Source organism: Arthrobacter sp. P1_B4 (assembly GCF_056406555.1).
In genome coordinates this window covers 1-22,765 of sequence record NZ_JBFTZW010000053.1, presented here as the reverse complement: position 1 = coordinate 22,765, position 22,765 = coordinate 1, and the positions used below count along the sequence as shown (strand labels likewise).

Genomic DNA, 22,765 nt, shown 5'->3' with positions numbered 1-22,765 from the left:
GAGCCACCTGGGTGACGTGAAGTGATGGAAGGTGACTACCGGGATGAGCCCGTGCTCATGGCAGGCCTCCAGCACGCGGCGGTAATGGTTGAGTTCCGCCACCGAGAAGTAGCCTTCCTCGGGCTCGATGCGGGCCCACTCCAAGGAGAAGCGGTAACTCGTGAACCCCAGGTCGGCGATCAGGGCAATGTCCTCGCGGTACCGGTGGTAGTGGTCGACGGCGTCCCCGGACGGTTCGGCGAAGATCGTTCCGGGGAGCCTCTCCAGGAACCAGCAGTCACTGTTGACATTGTTTCCCTCGACCTGGTGGGCTGCCGTGGCGAGGCCCCACAGGAAATCGTGCGGGAAGGCAAAAGAGTCGGTCATCTGGTTCCTTTCGATCTGAGCGCCAAGCGACTGTGCATGGGCTGACTGTCCATCCTCCGCGGTCAATGCCAGGGGAGGGCGGCCGTTTTCATTGGTTGAAAGACTCATCGCTGGTCCCGCGGACATTGCGCGTCCATTCGAGACCCGTCCGGAGTGACCMTCACCACAATACTTTTCCAATCAATGACATTCTCGTGTTTCCGTTTGAGGCGTCGCCGTGATCCTTGAGTGAGCCGGTCGCCGAGACCCATCTGACGAGAGGGGCACCGGCGCAACGGCCCGGAAGCTGGTCACGGACGATCGGTATACAGGCCGCCAGGCTCCCCACGGATGTTGACCCCCGTTTGCTGAGAAAGAATGCGAAGGCGCACTACATGAAACTTCTGAACTCCACCGCACGACGGAGCGCGGCCGTTCTGGCCGGGGCGCTTCTCATGAGTTCGCTCACCGCCTGTGGCGGCGGGACCCAGGCGGCAACCGCCGTCAACAAAGACACATTGACCATCGCCGTCGACAGCGACAGCGCTTCCTTCGGCTTCGATCCGCTGCGTGTCGCCGACGCGCAGCGGCAGTTTTTTGAAGGCCTCTACGAAAACCTCATGACCCTGCAACCGGACGGTTCCGTTGGACCGGGCTTGGCCAAGGAKTTCAGCTACAGCGCGGACAACACGGTCCTTACGCTGACCCTCAAGGAAGGCGTCATCTTCACGGACGGCGCTACCCTGGATGCGGCTCTGGTGAAGGCAAACCTGGACCGCCGCAGCGACCCCGCACTCAGCGCCTACTCCGCAATCGCCAAGGGCGGAGCCCAGGAAATCACTTCGGTGAGTGTTGTCAGTCCCACGCAGGTGGCCATCAAGTTCGCCAAGCCGCAGCCAGGGTTCGAAAAGAACCTCGCCTCCACCATGGGCATGGTTGTCGGCAAGGGCGGTGTTGCCGATACGGCCAGCCTCGCCAAAACCCCGGACGGCTCCGGTCCCTACACGCTCGACCCCTCCACGGTTAAGGGCAACAAGTACGTCATGGTGAAGAACGGCAAGAATGCCGACGCCGCAAACTACGCCTACCAGAAGATCACCTTCAGCGTCATCCAGGATCCCCAGGCGCGCGCCAACGCTCTCGTCTCCGGCCAGGCCGATGTCGCCATGCTCACTTCCCCCACAGTGGACTTCGCAAAGTCCAAGGGCCTCGGCGTGTCCCAGATCGGTGGAACGCTGCACACCATGGTTTCCTTCGACAAGACCGGAAAGACCGCTCCAGCCTTCGCCAGCGAGAAAGTCCGTCAGGCGTTCCAGTTCGCCATCAACCGCCAGTCACTGGTGGATGCACTGCACAAGGGTGACATCGCGGCCTGGAATGCACTTCCCAAGGATTCCGCGGGCTTCACCCATGAGCTGAACACCAAGTTCGCCTACGACCCGGCGAAGGCCAAGAGCCTGCTGGCCGAGGCCGGCTACGCCAACGGCTTCGAGTTCACCATTGTTGGCAGCGCTGAAACCCAGACGGACCTGCAGGCCGTCCAGAAGGATCTGGCCGCCGTCGGAATCAAGATGAACATTAAGATGGCGTCCTCCACCGATGAAGCCTTCGCGGCAGTCGCGACCACGCCCCTCGGCTACGCCGCACTCGGCTGGGACAACCCGGTGGGACTGATGTACGGGGTGGTCCTGAACGGTTTCACCAATGTGCAGAAGGCCTCCGATGAGCAGTTGACTGCGGCTACGGGCGAAGCCGCGGCCGCGAAGGACGACGCCGCCAAGAAGACCGCCCTCACCAAGCTCAACACCCGCCTGGTGGAATCCGGCTGGATGATCCCGCTCTATGAGTCACTCACCAACCAGGGTTACAACACCAAGAAGGTTCAGCAGGTGAAGTTCGCAGGTTCGAACGCCTACCCGCTTCTCTCGTCCTACGCACCGGCTAGCTGATCACCGAACCTGCCGGACGGCCACCCCGACTCTGGAACGGGCAGCCGTCCGGCAGGTCCTGACCGATGGAGGTCACCATGGCACTATTCATCACCAAGCGTCTGCTGATGGCGCTGGCCACCGTGCTGGTGGTCGCGGTACTGGCATTCCTGCTGGTGCACGCGATGCCCGGCAGCCCCGGCGCTGTGTCGCTCGGCGCCGGTGCCTCCCAAGAAGCGATTGACGAGGTCAACGGGCGRCTCGGCTGGAACGATCCTCTCCTCGCCCAGTTCTTCCGCTGGCTCGGCGACGCCGTCCAGGGCAACCTCGGCACGTCCCTGATCGATGGCCGCTCGGTTAGCGCGGACCTGGGCAACAGGCTTCCGGTGACGGCATCACTCGCGGCTGGCGCCACCGTCCTGAGCGCGATCCTCGGGATCGGCCTGGGCGTGAGCGCGGCGGTCCGCGGTGGCCTGGTGGACCGGATCGTGGGCGGGATCTGCGGCCTGGCCGTGGCCCTGCCTGCCTTCTGGATCGGCATCATCTTTGTGTACCTGTTCGCCGTGCAGTCCTCGGTCTTTCCCGCCACCGGCTACGTGCCGTTCGAGGTCTCACCGCAGGACTGGGGCATGTCCCTGGCCCTTCCTGTCATCACGCTTGCCGTAGGCGGCGCGGCCTTCATCGCCCGCCAGACCAGGGCCTCGATGCTTGAGGCGTTGCAGCAGGAGCACATCCGGACGCTGCGTGCCACGGCCACACCGACCTGGAAAATCCTCTACATCCACGCCCTGCGCTACGCCAGCCTCCCCATCGTGGCCGGCATCGCGCTGCAGTTCATCGGCCTGTTCGGCGGCTCCGTCATCGCGGAGCAGCTCTTCGCCATGCCCGGCCTGGGCCAGGCCGTCCAGACCTCCGTCAGCACCCACGACGCTCCCGCCGTCCAGGGCGTGGTGGTCATCGCCACCGTCGTGGTGGTGGCCGTGAATCTCGTGCTGGAACTCGCCACCAAGTTCCTCGACCCGAAGTTGCGTGCCTCATGATCCCCAACGTCGCCCCCGCTCCTGCCGACAGTGCGCCAGCCACGGCTGCCGCAGCTGTGCAGCCCAAGTCCGGCCAGCGGGCCGCCTTCAGCAAAATTTCCGCAAGCCGGCTCTTCGCCTCGCCCGGCGGCGTGGCCGGCGTCGTATGGCTGGCAGCCCTGGTGGTTGCCTCGCTGACTGCCCAGTGGTGGCTACCCTACAAAACGGAGGACCAGGACTTCACCGCTGTCCTGTCCGGTCCCACCGCCGCGCACTGGCTCGGCACCGACGAACTCGGCCGGGACCTCCTCAGCCGCATCTTCGCTGCCGCCGCAGGCACCCTGGGAACCTCACTGATCACGGTGATTGTCGGCGTCGTGCTCGGAACCGCCCTGGCCATGGTGGCCGCCGGCAGAGGCCAGACGGAAGGAGGGATCAGCCGCGTCACCGAGGTCATGATGTCGCTGCCCGGCACCGTCATCATCCTGGCAGTTATCGGTGCCGTGGGAACCAACATCCCGCTGATCATGGCCATCTTGGGCGTCCTCATTTCCGCCGGCATCTACCGCGTCATGCTGGGCCAGGCCAAGTCGCTCCAGTCCCAGCTGTACGTGGACGCGGCCAAGGTGGACGGCGTCAGCACCCTGGGGATCAGCCTCCGCCACGTTTTGCCCGGACTGACCAACACCATCGTGGTCCAGTCCGCCCTCATCTTCGCTGTCGGCATGCTGATCCAGGCCGGCCTGGCGTTCATCGGCTTCGGCCCGCCCATCCCGCAACCCAGCTGGGGCGGCATGATCCAGGGCGCTTCCCAGCACGTCTACGACGCCCCGTGGCTGATGGTTCCCACCGGTGCGGTCCTTGCCCTGACCGTCCTGGCCGCCAACGCGATCGGCAGCGCCCTGGGGAAGGCGCCGAACACTGGCGTCTCGCACATGCCGTCGGCAGCGGCGCGCGGCCAGCGTTCTGTTGCAGCGGGCGCCGCGGCCTCGGTGGCCGAGGCGGGAGCCATCCCGGCCAAAGGCCACCTGAGCGTCCGCGGACTCTCTGTAGGGGTCGACGGCGGGACTCCGCTGGTCACGGACGTCTCGTTCGACGTCGGGCCGGGAACCGTGTTGGGCCTGGTGGGGGAATCCGGCTGCGGCAAGACCATGACCGCGCTATCGCTGCTGGGCCTGCTGCCCGCCGGGGTCTCCGCCACCGGCGGCCAGATCCTGTGGAATGGCAAGAACCTGGCCGCCGCCACGGAGCGCGAGATGGAAGGCATCCGCGGCCGGGACATCGCCCTGATCTCGCAGGAACCCATGCGGGCCCTGGATCCCATGTTCACCGTGGGCTACCAGCTCACCGCGGCCATCCGCCGGCTGCGGAAGGTGGGCAAGGCCGAGGCACATGCCGAAGCCCTCAGCTTGCTCGAAAAGGTGGGCATTGTGGACGCCAAACGCATCCTCAAGACCTACCCGCACCAGATCAGCGGCGGCATGGCCCAGCGCGTCGCCATCGCCCTGGCACTGTCCGGCCGGCCCAGGCTGCTGGTGGCCGACGAACCCACCACAGCGCTGGACGTCACCGTGCAGGCCGAAATCCTCTCGCTGCTGCGCTCCCTGGTGAAGGACACCGGGATGTCCGTGGTGATGGTCACCCACGACCTCGGCGTCGTGGCGGACATCTGCGACAACGTCGCCGTGATGTACGCCGGCCAGGTGGTGGAAAGCGGCCGGACCGCCAATATTCTCGACAACCCCCGCCACCCTTACACCTTGGCGCTTCTGGCCGCCGACCCGCACGCCAACACCGCGGCGGACATGCCTGAACGGCTGGCCACCATCAGCGGCCAGGTTCCGCAGCCAAAGGACTGGCCCACGGGCTGCCGCTTCATGGCGCGCTGCCAGTTCGCCGGCTCCGCGTGCGCCGCCCCGGTGCCGCTGCTGCCTTCCGGCTCCGAAGACGGACTGGTCCGCTGCGTCAAGGCGGACGAACTGGCGGTGGAGGGCCTGGAATGGCTTGCCACCGAAGTGCCCACTCACCGAGTACTGAAAATCGTCGAAAAGGACCTGGCATGAGCATCGAGACGGCAGAACGGCAGGACACGGCGCCAGTTGCGCCGGAGCAGCCCATGCTGGAGGTCAAGGACCTGCTGGTCCGGTACGGCCGCGGCCGGAAAGCTGCAGCAGCCCCGGCAGCGGTGGACGGCGTCAGCTTCTCCATCCGTCCCGGCGAGACCGTAGGCCTGGTGGGGGAATCCGGCTCCGGAAAATCCACCATCGGCAAGGCGATCCTTGGCCTCCAGAAGAGCGCCGGCGGCACCATCAGCTACCAGGGCAAGGACATCACCTATGCCGGTGCTGCAGAGCGCCGCGCCCTCGGCGGTGAACTGCGGGCGGTCTTCCAGGACCCCAACTCCTCGCTGAACCCGCGCCAGAGCATCGGTGCTTCGCTGGCGGAGCCGCTGCGGATCCGCGGGGTTACGGCCGCAGTGGCGCGCGAAAGAGCCGAAGCCATGCTCGAACGCGTGGGGCTGCCCCGTGAGGCCGTGGACCGCTACCCCAGCCAGTTCTCCGGCGGCCAGCGCCAGCGGATCGCCGTCGCCCGTGCCCTGATCTGCGAACCGAAGCTCGTGGTGTGCGATGAGGCGGTCAGTGCCCTGGATCTCTCCACCCAGGCCCAGGTGCTCAACCTCCTGGCCGACCTCCGCGACGAGCTTGGCCTGAGCTACCTGTTCATCGCCCACGACATCTCGGTGGTCCAGTTCCTGGCGCAGCGCGTTGTGGTCCTCTACCGCGGCCAGGTGATGGAAAGCGGGCCGGCGGCAGCCGTCACGGAGTCGCCCAAGCATCCGTTCACCCAGGCCCTCGTGGCTGCTTCGCCCGTGCCGAGGCCCGCGGAACAGGCCGAGCGGAGGATGCTGCGCGAATCCCTTGGCGTCCGCACGGCCGCTGCAGTGGCGGGGTCGCCGGGAGGCTGTCCCTTCAGCCAGCGGTGCCCGCTCGCCACCGAACTCTGCACCGCCGAGCGTCCGGCCCTTCGGCGGGTGGGCGCCGCCGACGTCGCCTGCCACTACGCCTGACCCCGCGCAGCCCAGCGTCAGGTCCGCCTCAAACAAGTTGAGCCCAACTTCAGGGAGCTTCCCCGCATGAACCACCCCACGCACCTTCGGACGGACCACCTCAGCGAATCCTTCGGGATCACCAATACGCTGTCTGAATTCAGCTGGACGCCGCCGCAGGGCACGGTCCGGCAGGTTGCCTACCAGCTGGCGGCCAGCAACGGCTGGGACACCGGCCGGGTGGACGGCGGCACGCACGGCTTCGTGCCGTACGGCGGCCCCGCCCTCGGCTCCCGGGACCGCTTCGACTGGACGGTCCGGACCTGGAACGTGGCCTCTGACGGCACCGAAGTTCTGTCCGCCTGGTCCGAGCCGATGGCCGTGGAACTGGGCCTGCTGCACCCGGAGGATTGGACCGCGCAGTGGATCGGCCCCGACGAACCGGCGGTTCCGGAACCGGGGGAGCGTCCCGGACATGCTCTGTCAAAAACCTTCACGCTGGACGCAGCCCCCGCAAAGTCGCGCGCCTACGCCACAGCCCACGGCATCTACGAGCTCTTCATCAACGGCGTGCGGGTGGGGGACCAACAGCTCACACCGGGCTCGACGAGTTACCACAGCACGCTCCAGGTCCAGGCCTTTGATATCGCCCGCATGCTCCGGCCCGGTACCAACACCGTCCGGGCCGTCCTCACCGACGGCTGGTACCGCGGCACGTTCGGGTACACACGCGACGCCGACATGCACGGACCGCAGACGGCCTTCCTGGCTCAGCTGGAGCTGGAGTCCGGCGGACAACGGACAGTCGTCGGCACCGACGGCTCGTGGGACGTTTCCGCGACGGAGATCGTCAGCGCCGATCTCATGGCCGGCCAGCGAGTAGATTTCCGCCGCGGCCACGGGGCAACCGGGCACGCAGTCCTCCGCGACGGCAGCTTCACCACCCTCACCGGCCCCGTGGCGCCCCCCACGCGCATCGTGGAAGAACTCAGCCCGGTATCCATCACGCGACTGGCCAACGGCAACCAGATCGTGGACCTGGGCCAGAACATCAACGGCTGGATCCGCCTGAGCCGGCTTGGCGCCCCAGGGAAGACTGTCACGATGGTGTACGGCGAAGCCCTGGGCGCTGACGGCGACGTCACCCAGGAACACCTCCGTCCCCACGATTTCCGCAATCCGGGGCAGTTCCTCGGCGCCGGACAGGTGGATTCCGTGGTGGCATCTGGCGCCCCGGGCGAGGTCTTCGAGCCGCGCCACACCACCCATGGCTTCCAGTACGTCGCCGTGCAGGGCCTGGACGCAGACCTGGAACCGGCGGACATCGTGGGCTGCATGGTCCAGACCCAGCTGGAACGCCTGGGGACTTTCAACTGCAGCGACGACCGGCTCAACAGGCTGCACGACATTGTGGAGTGGAGCTTCCGCGGCAACGCTTGTGAAGTTCCCACCGACTGCCCGCAGCGGGAAAAGGCAGGCTGGACCGGCGACTGGCAGCTGTTTGTACCCACCGCCGCCTACCTCTTCGACGTGGCAGGTTTTACGGCGAAGTGGCTCAGGGACGTGAGGACCGATCAGTGGGACAACGGAGTGGTGGTCAACATCTCTCCCTCGCCGGGACCGGAGGTAACCAGTGCCGAATTCATGGCCTTTACGAATGGGTCCTCAGGGTGGGGGGATGCGGTGGTCATGGTGCCTTGGGAGATCCATCTCGCCACCGGTGACACCGGCATCCTGGAACAGAACTGGGAGGCGATGGAACGCTGGCTCGGCTTCATCCGCAGCGCCGCGGAGGGCAACCGGCACCCGGCCAGGGCAGAGGCCCACGCCATGCCGGCCCCGCATGAGCAGTATCTCTGGGACACCGGCTTCCATTTCGGGGAATGGATGGAACCGGGTGGCCCGGCGCCGGACCTATTCGCCTCTCGGTCTGCCGACAACGGCATCGTGGCCACCGCCTACTACCGGCACTCCTCCGCCATCATGGCCAGGATTGCCGCCGTCCTGGGCAAGGGGGACAAAGCCCGGGAACTTGGGGAGCTCTCCGGTAACGTCCGCCGCGCGTGGCAGCGGGAATACCTGCGGGCCGACGGAACAGTGGACGGTGGCACGCAGGCCAACTGCGTGCGCGCGCTGGCCTTTGACCTGGTTCCGGACGGCGGACGGCCGGCGGTGGTCAAGCAGTTGGTCACGCTCGTTCGCGACGCCGGCACGCACCTGGGCACCGGCTTCCTGGCCACCCCCTACCTGCTGCCTGTGCTCGCCGATAACGGACAGCCGGACCTCGCCTATGAACTGCTCATGCAGGACTCCGAACCCTCCTGGCTGGTGATGGTGGACCGCGGTGCCACCACCATGTGGGAAGCCTGGGACGGAAGAGGCGCGGACGGAACAACGCGCCAGTCGCTGAACCACTACAGCAAGGGCGCCGTGATCTCGTTCCTGCACCGCTACACGGCGGGCCTGCGCCAGGCACCCGGGAACGCGGCCTACAAACGGATCATCATCGAGCCCCGCCCCGGCGCCGGGATCACCTCCGCGGCCACGTCGCACCGGGGCCCGCAGGGCCCCATCGAGGTCAGCTGGGCAATTGACGACGGCAAGATCACCCTCATTGCGACCGTCCCGCCCGGCACCACAGCGGAAGTCCGCCTCACCGGCCGGCCGAACGCCGTCGTCGGGCCCGGAACCCATACCTTCACCGCCCCTGCCGGCGGCAATGACCACYAGCCCCAACTTGCAAGGAGTGCATCATGACCCCGGACGCAGCCACAGCCACGGAAACCACCCCCGTCGAAACAGGTCAGGCGGCACCGGCCGGGCTGCCGGCCCCGACCTTCCCGGCGTTCCTGCCCCCGGGCGCGGCCGAAGTCGTGTCGGAAAACTCTGCCGTCCACCGCGAAGTCAGCTACGCGATCGCTATCGGCTTCCGCCGGCTCGCCATGGATATCTGGCTGCCCCGCAACGCTGCCGGGACGCCGGTGCCGCTGGTTGTCTGGATCCACGGCGGCGCGTTCCAGCTGGGAGACCGCCGCGAGCTGCCGCCTACCTTCGCCCCGGACTCAGTGTTCCGCCTGCTGAACGAAGCCGGCATCGCGTGCGCCACCGTGGACTACCGCCATGCCCTGGAGGCGCCGTTCCCGGCGCAACTGCACGACCTCAAGGCCGCCGTCCGGTACCTCCGCGAACACGCAGACATGTTGGGGATCGACGCCGGACGGATCGGCGCGTGGGGCGAGTCGGCCGGCGGGCATCTTGCCGCCCTGCTGGGACTGACTGGCGCCAGGAAGGACCTCGAGGGTGGCCTCGGAGTCCAAGGGCACTCCAGCGCCGTGAGCGCCGTCATCGACTTCTACGGGGTGTCCTCGCTGCCGGACATGCCGGCCATGAACATTCCCCCGGGCATGATGACCGGGCCGTTGAGCGCGGCGGTGCCGGACGGCATGACCCTCGAGCCCGGCCCCATGCTGGTGGGCGGCACCGCCGACGCCGCCCTGCTGGCCGCAGCGAGTCCGCTGGGCTACGTCACCGCGGACGCGCCGCCGTTCCTGCTGGTCCACGGCGACAGCGACGGCCTGGTTCCGCTCTCCCAAAGCCAACTGCTCGCCGCCGCGCTCGATGACGCGAACGTCCGCAACGAACTCATCACCATCCGGGGCGGTGACCACTGCTTTTTCGGCGCCGAAGGGCAGCTGGACCGGATCCTCGGCTCAGCGGTGGCATATTTCGCCCACGAGCTTTAGCGACAAGCTCAATTTCCGGCGGTAGCATTCCGCTATGCCTATCGCACGCTTCCCAGGTCTCGTCATTGATTGCCCCGACGCCGCGGTCCTCGCGGGTTTTTACGGCGCCCTGCTGGGCTGGCAGGTGAAGGTCGACGGTGACTGGGCCGAAATCCGCCCTGACGACGGCAGCAACTGCATTTCGTTCCAGCAGGTGGACGGCTACCGTGCCCCGGAATGGCCTGGCCAGGAAGTGCCACAGCAAATGCACCTGGACCTGATGGTGCAGGACCTGGATGAAGGCGAAAAGGTCGCCGTCGAGCTGGGGGCCACCAAGGCCGACTCGCAGCCGGGCACCAGCTTCCGGGTATTCCTCGACCCGGCCAGCCACCCCTTCTGCCTCTGCGTGGACTAAACAACTCGCCACGCCCGGTTGGCGTCGGCAGCCGCCGGGTAGGCCCAACAAGGCACTCCATGCACAGGGTTTCCAGTCAATGAAACTTCGCTAGCGGGCGCATTGCCGTTCCCGGGACGCTGGGGAAAGCCCTAGAGCTTCCTCCAACTGATGAATCGAGCCGACGTTGACTCCCAACACCCTTCGTTTCCCGTCCCAGGACCACGCCCGCGCGGGGACCGCCGTTCCCTCCGCCGTCCGATTCGAACACCACGAGGAGCCCTTCGGCATCGGCGAAGACCGCCCCAGGCTCTCCTGGCAGGTCACCACCGACCGGACCGGGTGGGTCCAGGCCGCCTACGAACTCCAGCTCGGCCCCGATGAGGCCGGCCTGACAAGCTACGGCCGCACCGAGACCAGGGAGCAGCTCCTGCAGCCCTGGCCCGCACCGCCGCTGGAGAGCCGCCAGCGCGTCGCCGTCCGCGTCCGTGTCTGGGGCAACGGCGGCGGCGCGCCCTCCGAATGGAGCCCCGTTGCCTACGTAGAGGCGGGATTACTGAACGCGTCCGATTGGCAGGCAGCCATGATCCGCCCGGCCTGGGACGAGGCCAGCGACGCCAACGAGCCGGCAGCGCGCCTGAGCCGGACGTTCGAAGTGGCCGGGCCCGTGGCGTCCGCCCGGCTCTACGCCAGCGCCCACGGCGTCTACGTGGCGCACATCAACGGCCGCCGCGTGGGCCGGGACATCCTGACCCCGGGCTGGACCAGCTACCACCACCGCCTGCGCTACCAGAGCTACGACGTCACTGAGTATCTCCGGCCAGGCACGAACGTGATCGGCCTTGAGTTCGCGGACGGCTGGTGGCGCGGCAATCTGGGCTTCCAGGAGAAGCGCAACACGTACGGCAACCGCACCGCCGTGATCGCCCAGCTGGAAATGACCGACGGCGGCGGGGCAGTGAGCGTGATTGGCTCGGATGCGTCGTGGCTGGCGGGGCGGGGGCCGGTGCTGTCGGCAGACCTGTACGACGGCGAAACGTTCGATGCGCGGCTCCGGAGCCGTGGCTGGGCTGAGACCGGAGCGGAGACCGGCGCGGGCCCCGACTTGCTGCAGCCCGCCGTCGTAGTTGACGGCTTCGATCCTGCAGTCCTGGTCGCACCCGACGGCCCGCCCGTCCGGGCCACCGACGAGTTGCCGGTCAAAGCCGTGCTGGGAACGCCGTCCGGAAAGACCATTCTGGACTTTGGCCAGAACCTGGTGGGCCGGGTGCGTTTCAATGTGAGCGGTGCGGCCGGCACCGAGGTGGTGCTGCGGCACGCCGAGGTTCTGGAGCACGGCGAACTCGGAGTCAGGCCGCTGCGCGTCGCCAAGCAGACCGACCGCTACATCGTGCGAGGCGATTCGGGCGGCGAGAGCTGGGAGCCGGAGTTCACCATCCACGGGTTCCGCTACGTGGAGGTGAGCGGCTGGCCAGGTGTTGTGGATCCGGACGCGTTCACCGCCGTCGTGATCCACTCGGACCTGCGGCGAACGGGCACGTTCGAATGCTCCGATCCGATGCTGAACCAGCTCCACTCGAACGTGGTGTGGGGGATGCGGGGGAACTTTGTCGACGTGCCCACGGACTGCCCGCAGCGCAACGAGCGCCTCGGCTGGACCGGCGACTTCCAGATCTTCGCCGCCACCGCGTCCTTCCTGTACCGGATCCCCGGCTTCACCACGTCCTGGCTCAAGGACCTCGCCGCAGAGCAGGGGACTGACGGGCCGCCGCCGCTGGTGGTCCCGGAAGTGGTGGCCGAAAAGCCGCCATTCCCGGACCGCCCGGTGATGGCCGCGTGGGGTGATGCAGCCGTGCTTGTTCCCTGGGTGCTGTACCAGCGGACGGGGGACCTCGAGTACCTCCGCCGGCAGCTGCCGGGAATGATCGCCTGGCTGGAAGCCGCGGCCCAGGCCGCCGGCCCGGAGCTGCGCTTTGAGCACGGCTTCCAGTTCGGCGACTGGCTGGACCCGGCCGCACCGCCGGACTCGCCCGGCGACGCCCGCACCCCCTGGCAGCTCGTGGCACAGGCCTACCTGGCTTACTCGGGGTCGGTGGCGGGCGAGGCTGCCGGACTGCTGGGCCACGACACGGAATCGGAACGGTTGCGCGAGCTGTCCGCCCGGTCCCGGGCGGTGTTCCGGGAACGCTACCTTAATGACGAAGGCCGGCTCCGGCCGTCCACGCAGACGGCCTACGCGGTGGCACTGCGCTTCGGACTCCTCGAACCGGCCGAACACCCTGCCGCGGCCGCCCGGTTGGCCGACATCGTGGAAGCCGACGGCTACCGCATCGCCACCGGGTTCGTGGGAACTCCGCTGGTCTGCGACGCGCTCAGCGATGAAGGCCACACGACGGCGGCATACCGCCTGCTCCTCCAGACCGAGTGCCCGTCATGGCTGTACCCCGTGACAATGGGCGCCACCACTATTTGGGAACGCTGGGACTCCATGCTCCCGGACGGCAGCATCAATGAGGGCGAAATGACTTCTTTCAACCATTACGCCCTGGGTGCCGTGGCCGATTGGATGCACCGCACTGTGGCCGGCTTGGCACCAGCTGAACCCGGGTATCGGAAACTCGCCATCCGGCCTAGGCCCGGCGGGGGGCTGGCGTGGGCCGCTGCCCGGCACGAGACCCCTTACGGCGAGGCTGTGGTCCGGTGGGAGCTGGACGGCGACGTGTTCTTGCTGTCCGTGTCGGTCCCGGCCGGCTGCACCGCCGCGGTGTACCTGCCCGACGGCGGGACCACCGGCGTCGAGGTCGGTTCCGGGACGCATTCGTTCAGCTGTGCAGTTCCTGAAGCCGCAACCGAGGGCGCCCGCGAGCCGGTGTTTCAGCCATGAGCCTGGATGTGGAGCTGGCCGGCCTCATGCACCACGTGGCTGAAGCCGGCTCCTTCGCCGATCTCCTCGCCGATCCTGCCGGGATGCAGCGGCTGGCGGCGTTCAGCGGCGCGGATCTGCCCTACACGGCCCCTGCCGTACCGATCCGCTCGGTGGAGGCGCCGGGGCCCAACGGACCCGTGCCCATCCGGATCTACGGCCCCGGCATCCTTCGGCTGGACGGTGACCGGGGTTCCGCGGCGGGGAATGCGTCCGGGGCCGCCCTGCCCGGCCTGGTGTGGCTGCATGGCGGCGGGTTCGCCGGAGGGACGCTGGACATGCGGGAGGCCGACCAGGTCGCCCGGGAACTAGCTGACCGGACCGGCGGCCTGGTGTTCTCCGTCGACTACCGGCTGGCCGGCGACGGCGTCCACTTCCCGGTCCCGCACGAAGACGCGCTCGCGGCGTGGATCTGGGCGGCAGCCCACGCCGAGGGCCTTGGCGTGGCCCCGGGAAACCTGTGCCTTGGCGGGGCCAGCGCCGGCGGGAACCTCGCCGTCGGCGCCGCCATGTATCTCAAGGACGCCGGACTCGCACTGCCCGCCAAGCTGCTGCTGGCGTACCCGTTCCTGCACGCCGCGCTTCCCCCTCTGAAGCCGGCCGCGGTGTCCGACGGCAGGGTGCTTTCCAGCCTGCCGCGGATCCTGCGCTTCACCGAGGACGACTGCCAGGCAATGGTGGAGAACTACATCGGCGGCCCCGCCGGGATGGCGTCCTCGTATGCCCTGCCCGGCCGTGCCGATCCTTCGRGGCTCCCCCCGGTGGCGGTCATCGCCTGCGAATACGATGACCTGCGTCCGTCGGCTGAGCTCTTCCGGGAATCGCTCCGCGCGGCCGGCGTCCAGGTGTCCTTCCGGCTGGAAGCGGGGGCGACGCACGGGTACCTCAACCACTCGGCGGCGCTGGGGATCGTGCAGCAGGGGCTGGCATTCCTTGCGGCGGAACTGGCCTCGGCAAAGCCCTTTCAATGATTGAAATCCAAGGTTTGCGCCGGTCCGGTGATCCGACAGTCTTAGGGGAGACGCCGGGCATCACGGAACCCGTGCACAAGCCAAGCGGCGCAGGAAAACGGATGGAGTCGACGATGACGGAAGGTCGCGTGCTGAGCGGCATCGAATTCGCCCGCGCGGGTGACGACGGTTCCCGCCCGCTGTTGCTGGACCTCTACCTTCCCGGTCCTGAGGGCGGGGCGGCTCCCCGGCCGGCGGTGGTCCATTTCCACGGGGGCGGCTGGCGCATGGGGGAGCGGTCTTCCCTGGGCCCGGTCCTGGACGGATTCGGCAACAGCGTCTTCCAAACGTTCACTGACACAGGATTCGTGGTGGCATCGGCGGACTACCGGCTTAGCCAAGAGGCGCATTTCCCGGCCCAGCTGCACGACGCGAAAGCCGCCGTCCGCTGGCTGCGGAACCATGCCGCCGACTACAACGTGGACCCGGAGCGGATCTACGCGTGGGGCGACTCCGCGGGCGGCCATCTCGCCAGCCTGGTGGGTCTCACCACCAATGCCGACGGCGTCAATGCCGGCGATGCCGTCGCCGCGGTGGCAGCCTGGTACCCGCCCACGGACCTGGGCAGGATGGCCGAACAGAGCCTGCCGGGCGCCGTTGCCAGGGCCAACGATCCCGGATCCAGGGAGGAACTCCTTGTCGGTGCTGTACTGGCCGACGAGCCGGCGAAGGCGTCTGCGGCGAGCCCCATCAGCTACGCCAGCCGTTCGGCACCGCCGTTCTTCCTGGCCCACGGAACCGCCGACCGCTTCGTTCCGCCCGCCCAGTCGACGTCCCTAGCGGCGGCGCTGGAAGCCGCCGGAACCGACGTCGAACTGCTCCTGATCGAGGACGCGGACCACATGTGGGTACTGCCCGATCACAGCCCGGCCGCCGCGGAGAAGGCCATGGACGCCACCGTCGACTTCTTCCTCCGCCAGGCCCACGTCCCCTGACAGAGCCCTCCCCGCGAAGCCAGTGCGGGCCCCGGTCTGACCCGGGCAGCTTTGCCCTGCCAATTTTCCACGATCACCAGTTCCCTCACCCGCCCGTCCGGGCGGAACCTGAAAGGCCCTCCACATGCAGTACATCGGCATCACCCACGACGGCGCGGCCTGGGTTGCGGCCCTGGCCGACAGCCGGGTCTACCCGCTGGCTCCGGTCCAGGATTTCTGGGCGGATGCCGCCGGCTGGCAGGAAAAGTCCCTGTCCCTGACGGCCGGCGGCGCGTCGCTGACCCGGGCGGACGTCACCGAAGTCCCACTGGTCCCGCCCACCGCCCGCGTGATCTGCGTGGGATTGAACTACCGCGCCCACGCCGCCGAGGGTTCCTTCTCCGTGCCCGAGTACCCCACGCTGTTCGGCCGGTGGACCGCGTCCCTGTCGGTCGGCAACGTCCCCGCGCCGGTGCCCGCCGGCGAGGCCGGACTGGACTGGGAAGGCGAAGTCGCCGCCTACGTGGGCCGGCGGGTCGAATCCGCGGACGAAGCCACCGCCGCGGAAGCCGTCTTCGGCTACTCCACCTTCAACGACCTCACCGCGCGGCGGGCCCAAAAGCTCACCGCCCAGTGGACCCTGGGCAAGAACGGCGACTTCAGCGGCCCCCTCGGCCCGCTGGTCAGCCGCGACGAGGCCGGGGACCTTCGCGAGGGATTGCAGGTCCGGACCCGGGTCAACGGCACCGAGGTCCAGAACGGCAACACCCGGGACATGATCTTCTCCGTCCCGGCCATCATCGCCCTGATCAGCCAGACGATGACCCTGCATCCCGGTGACGTCATCGCCACGGGAACCCCGGAAGGGGTCGGCTACGTCCGGACCCCGCCGTGGCTCCTGCAGCCCGGCGACACGGTCGAAGTGGAAATCGACACCCTGGGAACGCTCACCACGCCCGTCGGCGGGCCGTCACTGCGGGCCCGGGCCTGATGACCGCCGTCAACAACGCGGCCCTCGGCGACCTCCCGGACCGGGTGCCGGTGCTGATCGCCGGCGGAGGACCCAGCGGGCTCTTCCTGGCCCTGGACCTCGCGCACCGCGGCATCCGCAGCCTCGTCATCGAGCCGAGGACCACCATTGACCAGGACCGGCCGCGCGCCAAGACCACGAACGCCCGCACCATGACGCACCTGCGCCGCCTCGGGCTTGCCGACAAACTCCGCGACGCCGCGCCGCTGCCGGTCGCCTACGCCCAGGACGTCATCTTCTGCTCCGCCCTCACCGGCCACGAAGTCACCCGGTTCCGCCAGGCCTTCCAGCTCGTCCCGGGCCGGTATGGCCCCCAGCCGGAATGCGGGCAGCAGGTCCCGCAGCCCGTCATGGAGGCCGTGCTCCGGGAGGCCGCCGCCGAATCCCCGCTCATCACGCTGCTGACCGGCCTGAGCGTGGAAGACCTGGACATCAACCAGGGCGGCGGCACGCCGGGCCCAGGCCGGCCGCGCTTCGGCTCGCGCGTGGCGGTGTCCGACGCAACCGGGCGGCGCAAGGCCGTGGACTGCAACTTCGTAGCCGCGGCCGACGGCGGGTCCTCCACCGTGCGCCGCCGGCTGAACATCCGCCTCGCCGGGGGCTCCGCCGAGCTCTCCAACATCAGTGTCCTGTTCCGTTCCGACACCCTCGCCGCCGCGATCACCCTGGACCCGGCCGTCCAGTACTGGGTCCTGGGACCCGAGGTTTCGGGCATGGTGGGGCCGCTGGACCTTGGCAGCACCTGGTGGGCCATCATCCAGGGCGTGGACGGCAGCGGATCACCCGACGCCGGACGCCTGGTCCGTTCGCTCGTCGGGGCCGACGTCGACGTCGAGGTCATCGCCACCGACCCCTGGACGGCGCGCATGCTGCTCGCCCCGGGATACGGGCACGACGGCGTGTTCCTGATCGGGGACGCGGCGCACCTGAATCCGCCCTGGGGCGGGCACGGGTTCAACACGTGCATCGGCGACGCCGCCAACCTGGCCTGGAAGATCGCCGCCGCCCTGGAAGGCTGGGCCGGGCCGGCCCTGCCCGGCAGCTATGAGCTGGAGCGCCGGCCCGTCGCGGCCCGGACCATCCGCGACGCCGCCGCCAACGGCAAGTCGCTGGCCTACCACTTCGCGGACCCGGCCCTGGGCCGGGCGGATGCGGACGGCGAGGCAGCCCGGCGGGCCGCCAAGGATGCGCTGGCCGTCAAACAAAGCGAGTTCGACTCGCTGGGACTGGTGCTGGGCTACACGTACGGCTCCTCGCCTCTGGTGGTCCCGGACGGCCTGCCCGTCCCCGCCGAGGACCCCGTCAGCTACGTCCCCTCCGCCAGCCCGGGATCGCTGCTGCCACACGCCTGGCTCGACGCGACAACGTCGCTCTACGACCTGCTGGGCAGCGGCTTCACCCTCCTGGTGGACCGCGACAGCCTGGGCGGCGCGGCCGCCGGGCAGGCCTACGCGGCGGTCCTGGCCGCCGCCGCGATCCACAAAATCCCGCTGTCCGTCGTCGACGTCGGACCCGACCAGGACGGAACCCCGATGACCACGCACTGGCAGGCCGCCGCGGTGCTGGTCCGCCCGGACCAGCACGTCGCCTGGCGGGGGACCGACCCCGTGGGGGCCGCCGCGGCCATTGGCGTGGCCGCCGGCTGGCCGCTGGCAACACCATCCGAAGACCCCGACAGGAGAACACGTGTCCGTGCCGTCCTTCCGTGACTATCTCTACCCGCCCGACCACCCGCGGGTGGCGCAGATCCGTGGCCTGGATGCCCGCGGCTATGCCGAGGCGGCAAAGACCGATCCCTTCGCGGGTCCCATGATCCAAGGCTGGGCCGCCCAATACCCCGAGCCTTTCACCGGGGTGACCAGCGACGGGGTCCGCCGGGACGGGCTGTACCCCCTCGAGACGGCGCCGGCGGGGGAGGAGGCGCCGGCGGCCGCCATGACGGCCGCCGCCCGGGACCTGCTGGCACGACTCACGCCGGCCCAGGCCGAACAGCTCCGCTACGGGGTGGACGCGCACGAATGGCAGAGCTGGGCCAACCCGGAATTCCTGCAACATGACACGGGCCTGCGCCTGGACGAGCTGGACCCGGACGTGCGCGAACAGATCCTGGCCGTCGTGGCGGCGAGCCTGAGTCCGGCCGGCTACGGGCTGGTCCGTAACCTGATGCGGATCAATGGATTCCTGGGCGACCTGGTGGAGCTGCCGGAGCTGATGAACGAGTTAAGCTACAACTTCGCCCTCTACGGTGACCCGTCGGAGACGTCCCCGTGGGGCTGGCAACTCTTCGGCCACCACGTGGCGCTCAACGCCCTGGTGGCCGGGACCCAGCTGGTGGTCTCGCCGGTGTTCCTCGGCGCCGAACCGGACGTCATCGACGCCGGCCCGCACCAGGGCGTGGCCGTTTTCAAGGAGCGGATCGCCTTGGCGCGGCGCCTCATGCAAGCCCTGCCCGGGCCGCTGCGGGACGAGGCCACGCTTTTCGAGGACATGCAGGACCCGGCCATGCCGGAGGGCAGGCTGCACCCCGGGGACGAACGTCACCTGGCCGGCTGCTTCCAGGACAACCGCGTGATTCCCTACGAGGGAATCCCGGTCAGCGCGATGCCCGCCGCGGCACGCGCGATCCTGGACCAGCTCGTGGCAGACTTCATCGCGTTCCTCCCCGACGGGCCGCGGACCGTCCGCCTGCGGGAAATCGCGGCCCACTGGGACGAAACCTGGTTCTGCTGGATCGGCGGATGGGAGGCGCAGGACGCCTTCTACTTCCGCCTGCAGAGCCCCGTGCTGGTCATGGAACTGGACCACCACACAGGCGTCTTCCTCAGCAATGACACCCCGGCCCCGTTCCACATGCACACGGTGCTGCGCACCCCGAACGGCAACGACTACGGGCGCGAGCTGGTGCGCCAGGCTCTGAACGGACACGCGTCATGAACCGCTGACAAGCCGTCCACCGACGCGAATGGCCCGGAACCCTCCGCGGGGGTTCCGGGCCATTCGTGTGGGACCTGCAGCCGGACCGGAAAACCGGGCCAGATGCCCAGGTCCGCCTAGATGTCCAGCGCAGCCCTGCGCTGCGGCGGGGGACCCACCACGGTCAGGTCCATCTCGGCCTGGGCCCGGCCGAAGCCCTCCATGTCCATGTAGGGCTCGCCGCCCTCGGTGTACATGTAATCCTCCGTGGGCTTGTTGAAGTACTCGAAGAAGCCGTTGAAGACCGACGGCGTCAGGAACCCGACCATCTGGGTGTTGTGGGAATCGAAGGCGAAGGAGTGGATGGTCCCGGCCGKGGCGTGGAGGAAGTCGCCCTTGGTGAGCAGCACTTCGCGGCCGTTGGCGTAGATCCACATCCGGCCCTCGGTGCAGAGGAAGTTTTCCGTGTGCTGCTCGTGGAAGTGCAGCGGAATGTAGGGGGACTTGGCGCCCTTGGTGTGGACGGCGAAGTAGTTCGCTCCCGTGTTCGCCGGCCGGGACAGGTACGTGAACATGGTCTGGTAGCTGACCATCCGCTCGCCCTCGCCCGCACTGAGGAAGTACGGGCTCTGAGCCGCCGGCAGCCCGGCGTCCTGCCGGAAAGACGGTGCCACCCGTTCGACGTCGGGGAACGTGATGCCGAATTCGGCGCCCACCGCCGCGCACTCCTGCAGGCTGGGCTTCCGGCCCGGGGTGACAGGTGGGACGTGCGAATCGATGGGTGTGCCGACGCGTTCGTAGTAGGCCTCGGCGCCGCCCGGTGTCATCCAGTTCAGGAACCGGGTGTAGTGGCTTGCCATCCGGTACGCGTGCGGGGTTCCCGGCGGGATCACCACGGAATCCCCGGGAGTCAGGATGCGGCTTTCGCCCGGCAGCCAGACGTGCAGGATGCCGTCGAAGACGTACAGCGTTTTGTGTTCCACCGCGTGGCTCACAAACGGTGATTCGGCCCTCATGCCGCCGGAGATGTAGGCGGCGCTGAAAATGCCGCCAGTGTCTGCCGCCCGGGCGATCACCGTGACCAGCTGGCCGGCGATCTCATAGCGGGCGCCTTCGCCCGACGCCATGTAGTACGGGACGGCGTCCCCCGGCAGCACATTCGCCAACGGGAGCTCTTTGTTCATTTCCTCAACGCTGAGGGACATCGCATCCTTCTTTCCTGTCTGTGGAGCGCGGGCTGCCCCCAAGACTGCCCCTGATTCTCCGCCGCGGCGACCTCCATTTCCAATGGATGAAACACTTCTGCCCGTCCGGGCTGTTGGGCGCCGGGAAGCCGTTGGTGGCGGCCGGCGGGCGGGGGTAGGCGCCCGCGGCCTTTCGCCGATACGGTCCAAAGTCCCTGTTTTGGTGTCAGTACTCCCGGATAGTCTTGCGTGAGGCGCATGGCGGTCCGTAATGCGAGCCGGTGCGCCTCCAGCCAAGAACAATGGGGGGTACGTTGTCCAACGATTCAGTCATGACCTGGCTTCCCGGCGACGCAGGCCGCACCGCGGCAGCCGAGCCTTCAGAGCGGAGCGAGGCCGTCGGCCCCTCCTGGGACCGCGTCATCCCGCAAGGATCTCCCGGCGCCAGCCGCGGTGACTACTGCCGCGACCATTGGCCGCCCCTGTAGGGGTACCGCTGAGGCGGCAGTGTTCCTGCCCGCGGAGGACCCAGACGGCGGTTGCCCGCGCACGGCTGTTGGCTTCTATTTACCTGGGATTTACGTGACTTGCCTTGTGGGCGTTCCACGGCCGCAGCGAGACTTTAATGACGGGCTGACATCATCCGTTCAGCCTCAGGGACAAACCAAACCAGCGGGCAGCAGCGACGCTTTCCCCTTCACCCCGTGGCAATGATGCCCGGACGGGGAGCCCGCGAACCGGGAGGATCGTCATGGCCGGCACATTTGAACTCTTCGTTGACGCTGATGCCTGCTTCAGGTTTCGGCTCAGGGCACCGGACGGGGCAGTACTGGCCGTGTCAAAGGGCTTCGCGGACAAGCCGGCAGCGGTTGCCGGCATCACCGCGGTGCGCGAGTATGCCGGCCTGGGGCTGATCAGTGATCTGTGCCCGGAGCCGCCGGCAAGTCCGGCGGCACCGCGGCCGAGAAGCACTCCGACGCCGGTGCCCGGCGTCGACCGGCGGGTGCACGACAACGACCTCCGGATCCGCGCCCGGGCCCTCCGCCGCCCGGCGCACGGGCCGGGCGCGGTAGGCGTCGGCTGATCCGACAGGGCGCACGGCGACCCGGCCGCGGCAGACCGGCCCAGGCGGACGTTGGGTGGCCAGGGGCGCCGCTACGGGTCCATTCCGGCGTGCACCGGAACGAACTCGATCTTGTTCGCTGGCTGGACCGTTTTCTTGGGGGCCCGCGAGAACCCCTTGGCATCCAGGTGGTTCTGCGCCCGGTACTCCGCCAGGGCCTCGTCGTAGATCCCGTTGAGGCGGTGCCCGGAATAGACATGTTCTGAGCCGTCCGTGAACGTGATGCTGATGAGCGACTTTTCCGGGAAGTGCCGGTTCATGCGGATGAACCCCTCGGCGTCTTGCTTGAGATTGATCATGTGGTTCCCACTTTCGTGATCGAGTTGCTCCAGTCTCCCGCCTTCGCTGTGACTAAACCAACCGGCCACGGCCAGCCGGCTTCCTCCATCGGTTCAGGCCACCCTGCTCGATCGGGATGGGGGCGTACCCCTATTCGGGGGCATACGCGTCCACCGCCTGCTGCAGCACGGGGCTGAAGCGGTCCCAGGAATCGGCCGGCGTGGCCACAACCAGGACGCTGCTTCCCCGGGTTCCTGCAACGAGGCAGGCTATTTCACGGTATTTGTGGGCACCGATCCGCGTTACATAGGTGTCTTCCACGCAGGAACCGGTGCCTCCCCGGAACTCCATTCCGGCGCGGTACTGCAGCCGTCTCGCGGATGCGGCGTTCTCGCCTCTGAGATGGGCCAGCCGGAATTCGGGCCAATTGGCCAGCGACTCGTCGCCCTGTTGCGGCGTGGCATTGAGATAGATCTGGAGGTCCCCGTCGGGGGCGGTGACGGTCGCGGACACGCTGCCGGGGTCGCCCGGCACGGGAGCGGCATCAGGTGGGATGGCCAGCACGGCTGTCGTGTCCGGAAGCGCCAGCGGCTGCCATCCTGCCGGGGCCGGTCCGGGACGGAACCACGCGAACGGGGTGGGGCCGGAGGCAGGCGCCGCCGTCTGGTTCCCGGCCGGAGTGCCGCACGCGCCGAGGGCCAAGGCCGCTAGCGCCGCCGGCACCCCGAACAGGAGCCCCCTGCCGGGGCCCGGCCCAAGCGCCCCGTGGCTGCTACTTGTTGCCGTCACCGTCGTCCGGTCCTCCGTTGTTGTCGGCATCATGATCGTTTCCGGCAGGCACCCGGGCGGGCGGCGGAACCATGGGCCGCGGCGCCGGTGGAGCGACGCGCCGCGGGGCGGGCGCCGGCGGCCGGATCATGGGCGCCGGGGCGGGC

At 68.5% G+C, this 22,765-nt stretch carries 19 protein-coding genes; 15 read left to right on the top strand and 4 right to left on the bottom strand.

Annotation, left to right across the window (positions count from 1 at the left end):
- A partial coding sequence (locus AC1D1W_RS14820) for a family 1 glycosylhydrolase (RefSeq protein WP_476944080.1) occupies positions 1-366 on the bottom strand: 366 nt, incomplete at its 3' end.
- Between the two features lie 374 nt (positions 367-740).
- Here AC1D1W_RS14820 and AC1D1W_RS14815 point away from each other — a divergent pair.
- From AC1D1W_RS14815 to AC1D1W_RS14755, 13 genes are all read left to right on the top strand, one after another.
- Positions 741-2,294, top strand: a complete 1,554-nt coding sequence (locus tag AC1D1W_RS14815; protein WP_476944079.1) for an ABC transporter substrate-binding protein — start codon at positions 741-743, stop codon at positions 2,292-2,294.
- A 65-nt stretch (positions 2,295-2,359) separates the two neighbouring features.
- The gene (locus AC1D1W_RS14810) at positions 2,360-3,313 is read left to right on the top strand and encodes an ABC transporter permease (protein ID WP_308197214.1); all 954 of its coding nucleotides are present in this window, start codon (positions 2,360-2,362) and stop codon (positions 3,311-3,313) included.
- Positions 3,310-5,355: a dipeptide/oligopeptide/nickel ABC transporter permease/ATP-binding protein gene (locus tag AC1D1W_RS14805; protein WP_476944078.1), complete on the top strand. Its 2,046-nt coding sequence runs from the start codon at positions 3,310-3,312 to the stop codon at positions 5,353-5,355. Before AC1D1W_RS14810 ends, AC1D1W_RS14805 begins: the two co-directional genes overlap by 4 nt.
- A complete protein-coding gene (locus tag AC1D1W_RS14800; RefSeq protein WP_476944077.1) occupies positions 5,352-6,359 on the top strand; it encodes an oligopeptide/dipeptide ABC transporter ATP-binding protein in 1,008 nt (335 codons plus the stop codon). Before AC1D1W_RS14805 ends, AC1D1W_RS14800 begins: the two co-directional genes overlap by 4 nt.
- A gap of 66 nt (positions 6,360-6,425) precedes the next feature.
- On the top strand, positions 6,426-9,095 hold the full coding sequence (locus AC1D1W_RS14795; RefSeq protein ID WP_476944076.1) for an alpha-L-rhamnosidase: 2,670 nt from the start codon (positions 6,426-6,428) through the stop codon (positions 9,093-9,095).
- Positions 9,092-10,081 carry an alpha/beta hydrolase fold domain-containing protein gene (locus AC1D1W_RS14790; RefSeq protein ID WP_476944075.1) on the top strand — a complete coding sequence of 330 codons (990 nt, stop codon included), beginning with the start codon at positions 9,092-9,094 and terminating at the stop codon, positions 10,079-10,081. The genes AC1D1W_RS14795 and AC1D1W_RS14790 overlap by 4 nt, the downstream gene beginning before the upstream one ends.
- A gap of 34 nt (positions 10,082-10,115) precedes the next feature.
- Positions 10,116-10,475 carry a VOC family protein gene (locus tag AC1D1W_RS14785; protein WP_243177818.1) on the top strand — a complete coding sequence of 120 codons (360 nt, stop codon included), beginning with the start codon at positions 10,116-10,118 and terminating at the stop codon, positions 10,473-10,475.
- A 166-nt stretch (positions 10,476-10,641) separates the two neighbouring features.
- Positions 10,642-13,338 (top strand): glycoside hydrolase family 78 protein, encoded by a 2,697-nt coding sequence (locus AC1D1W_RS14780; RefSeq protein WP_476944074.1) that lies wholly within the window; start codon positions 10,642-10,644, stop codon positions 13,336-13,338.
- Complete coding sequence (locus AC1D1W_RS14775; protein ID WP_476944073.1) at positions 13,335-14,348, top strand: alpha/beta hydrolase fold domain-containing protein; 1,014 nt, start codon at positions 13,335-13,337, stop codon at positions 14,346-14,348. The genes AC1D1W_RS14780 and AC1D1W_RS14775 overlap by 4 nt, the downstream gene beginning before the upstream one ends.
- A 113-nt stretch (positions 14,349-14,461) precedes the next feature.
- The gene (locus AC1D1W_RS14770; protein WP_476944072.1) at positions 14,462-15,322 is read left to right on the top strand and encodes an alpha/beta hydrolase fold domain-containing protein; all 861 of its coding nucleotides are present in this window, start codon (positions 14,462-14,464) and stop codon (positions 15,320-15,322) included.
- Positions 15,323-15,446: 124 nt separating this feature from the next.
- Positions 15,447-16,292: a fumarylacetoacetate hydrolase family protein gene (locus tag AC1D1W_RS14765; protein WP_028276770.1), complete on the top strand. Its 846-nt coding sequence runs from the start codon at positions 15,447-15,449 to the stop codon at positions 16,290-16,292.
- Positions 16,292-18,040, top strand: a complete 1,749-nt coding sequence (locus tag AC1D1W_RS14760; protein ID WP_476944071.1) for an FAD-dependent monooxygenase — start codon at positions 16,292-16,294, stop codon at positions 18,038-18,040. The genes AC1D1W_RS14765 and AC1D1W_RS14760 overlap by 1 nt, the downstream gene beginning before the upstream one ends.
- Positions 18,018-19,265 carry a DUF3500 domain-containing protein gene (locus AC1D1W_RS14755; protein WP_243177813.1) on the top strand — a complete coding sequence of 416 codons (1,248 nt, stop codon included), beginning with the start codon at positions 18,018-18,020 and terminating at the stop codon, positions 19,263-19,265. The genes AC1D1W_RS14760 and AC1D1W_RS14755 overlap by 23 nt, the downstream gene beginning before the upstream one ends.
- A gap of 116 nt (positions 19,266-19,381) precedes the next feature.
- On the opposite strand, the gene AC1D1W_RS14750 is transcribed toward AC1D1W_RS14755, so the two are convergent.
- Positions 19,382-20,449, bottom strand: a complete 1,068-nt coding sequence (locus AC1D1W_RS14750) for a quercetin 2,3-dioxygenase (RefSeq protein ID WP_476944070.1) — start codon at positions 20,447-20,449, stop codon at positions 19,382-19,384.
- A gap of 311 nt (positions 20,450-20,760) precedes the next feature.
- On the opposite strand from AC1D1W_RS14750, the gene AC1D1W_RS14745 reads away from it, so the two are divergent.
- Complete coding sequence (locus AC1D1W_RS14745) at positions 20,761-20,916, top strand: hypothetical protein (protein WP_156945124.1); 156 nt, start codon at positions 20,761-20,763, stop codon at positions 20,914-20,916.
- A 263-nt stretch (positions 20,917-21,179) separates the two neighbouring features.
- The gene (locus tag AC1D1W_RS14740) at positions 21,180-21,512 is read left to right on the top strand and encodes a YegP family protein (protein ID WP_476944069.1); all 333 of its coding nucleotides are present in this window, start codon (positions 21,180-21,182) and stop codon (positions 21,510-21,512) included.
- 71 nt (positions 21,513-21,583) lie between these two features.
- Here AC1D1W_RS14740 and AC1D1W_RS14735 read toward each other — a convergent pair whose 3' ends face one another.
- Entirely contained in the window at positions 21,584-21,850 is a 267-nt protein-coding gene (locus AC1D1W_RS14735; protein ID WP_018772760.1) for a hypothetical protein, read from the bottom strand.
- 130 nt (positions 21,851-21,980) lie between these two features.
- Positions 21,981-22,652: a hypothetical protein gene (locus AC1D1W_RS14730; RefSeq protein ID WP_476944068.1), complete on the bottom strand. Its 672-nt coding sequence runs from the start codon at positions 22,650-22,652 to the stop codon at positions 21,981-21,983.
- Positions 22,653-22,765 lie beyond the last annotated feature (113 nt).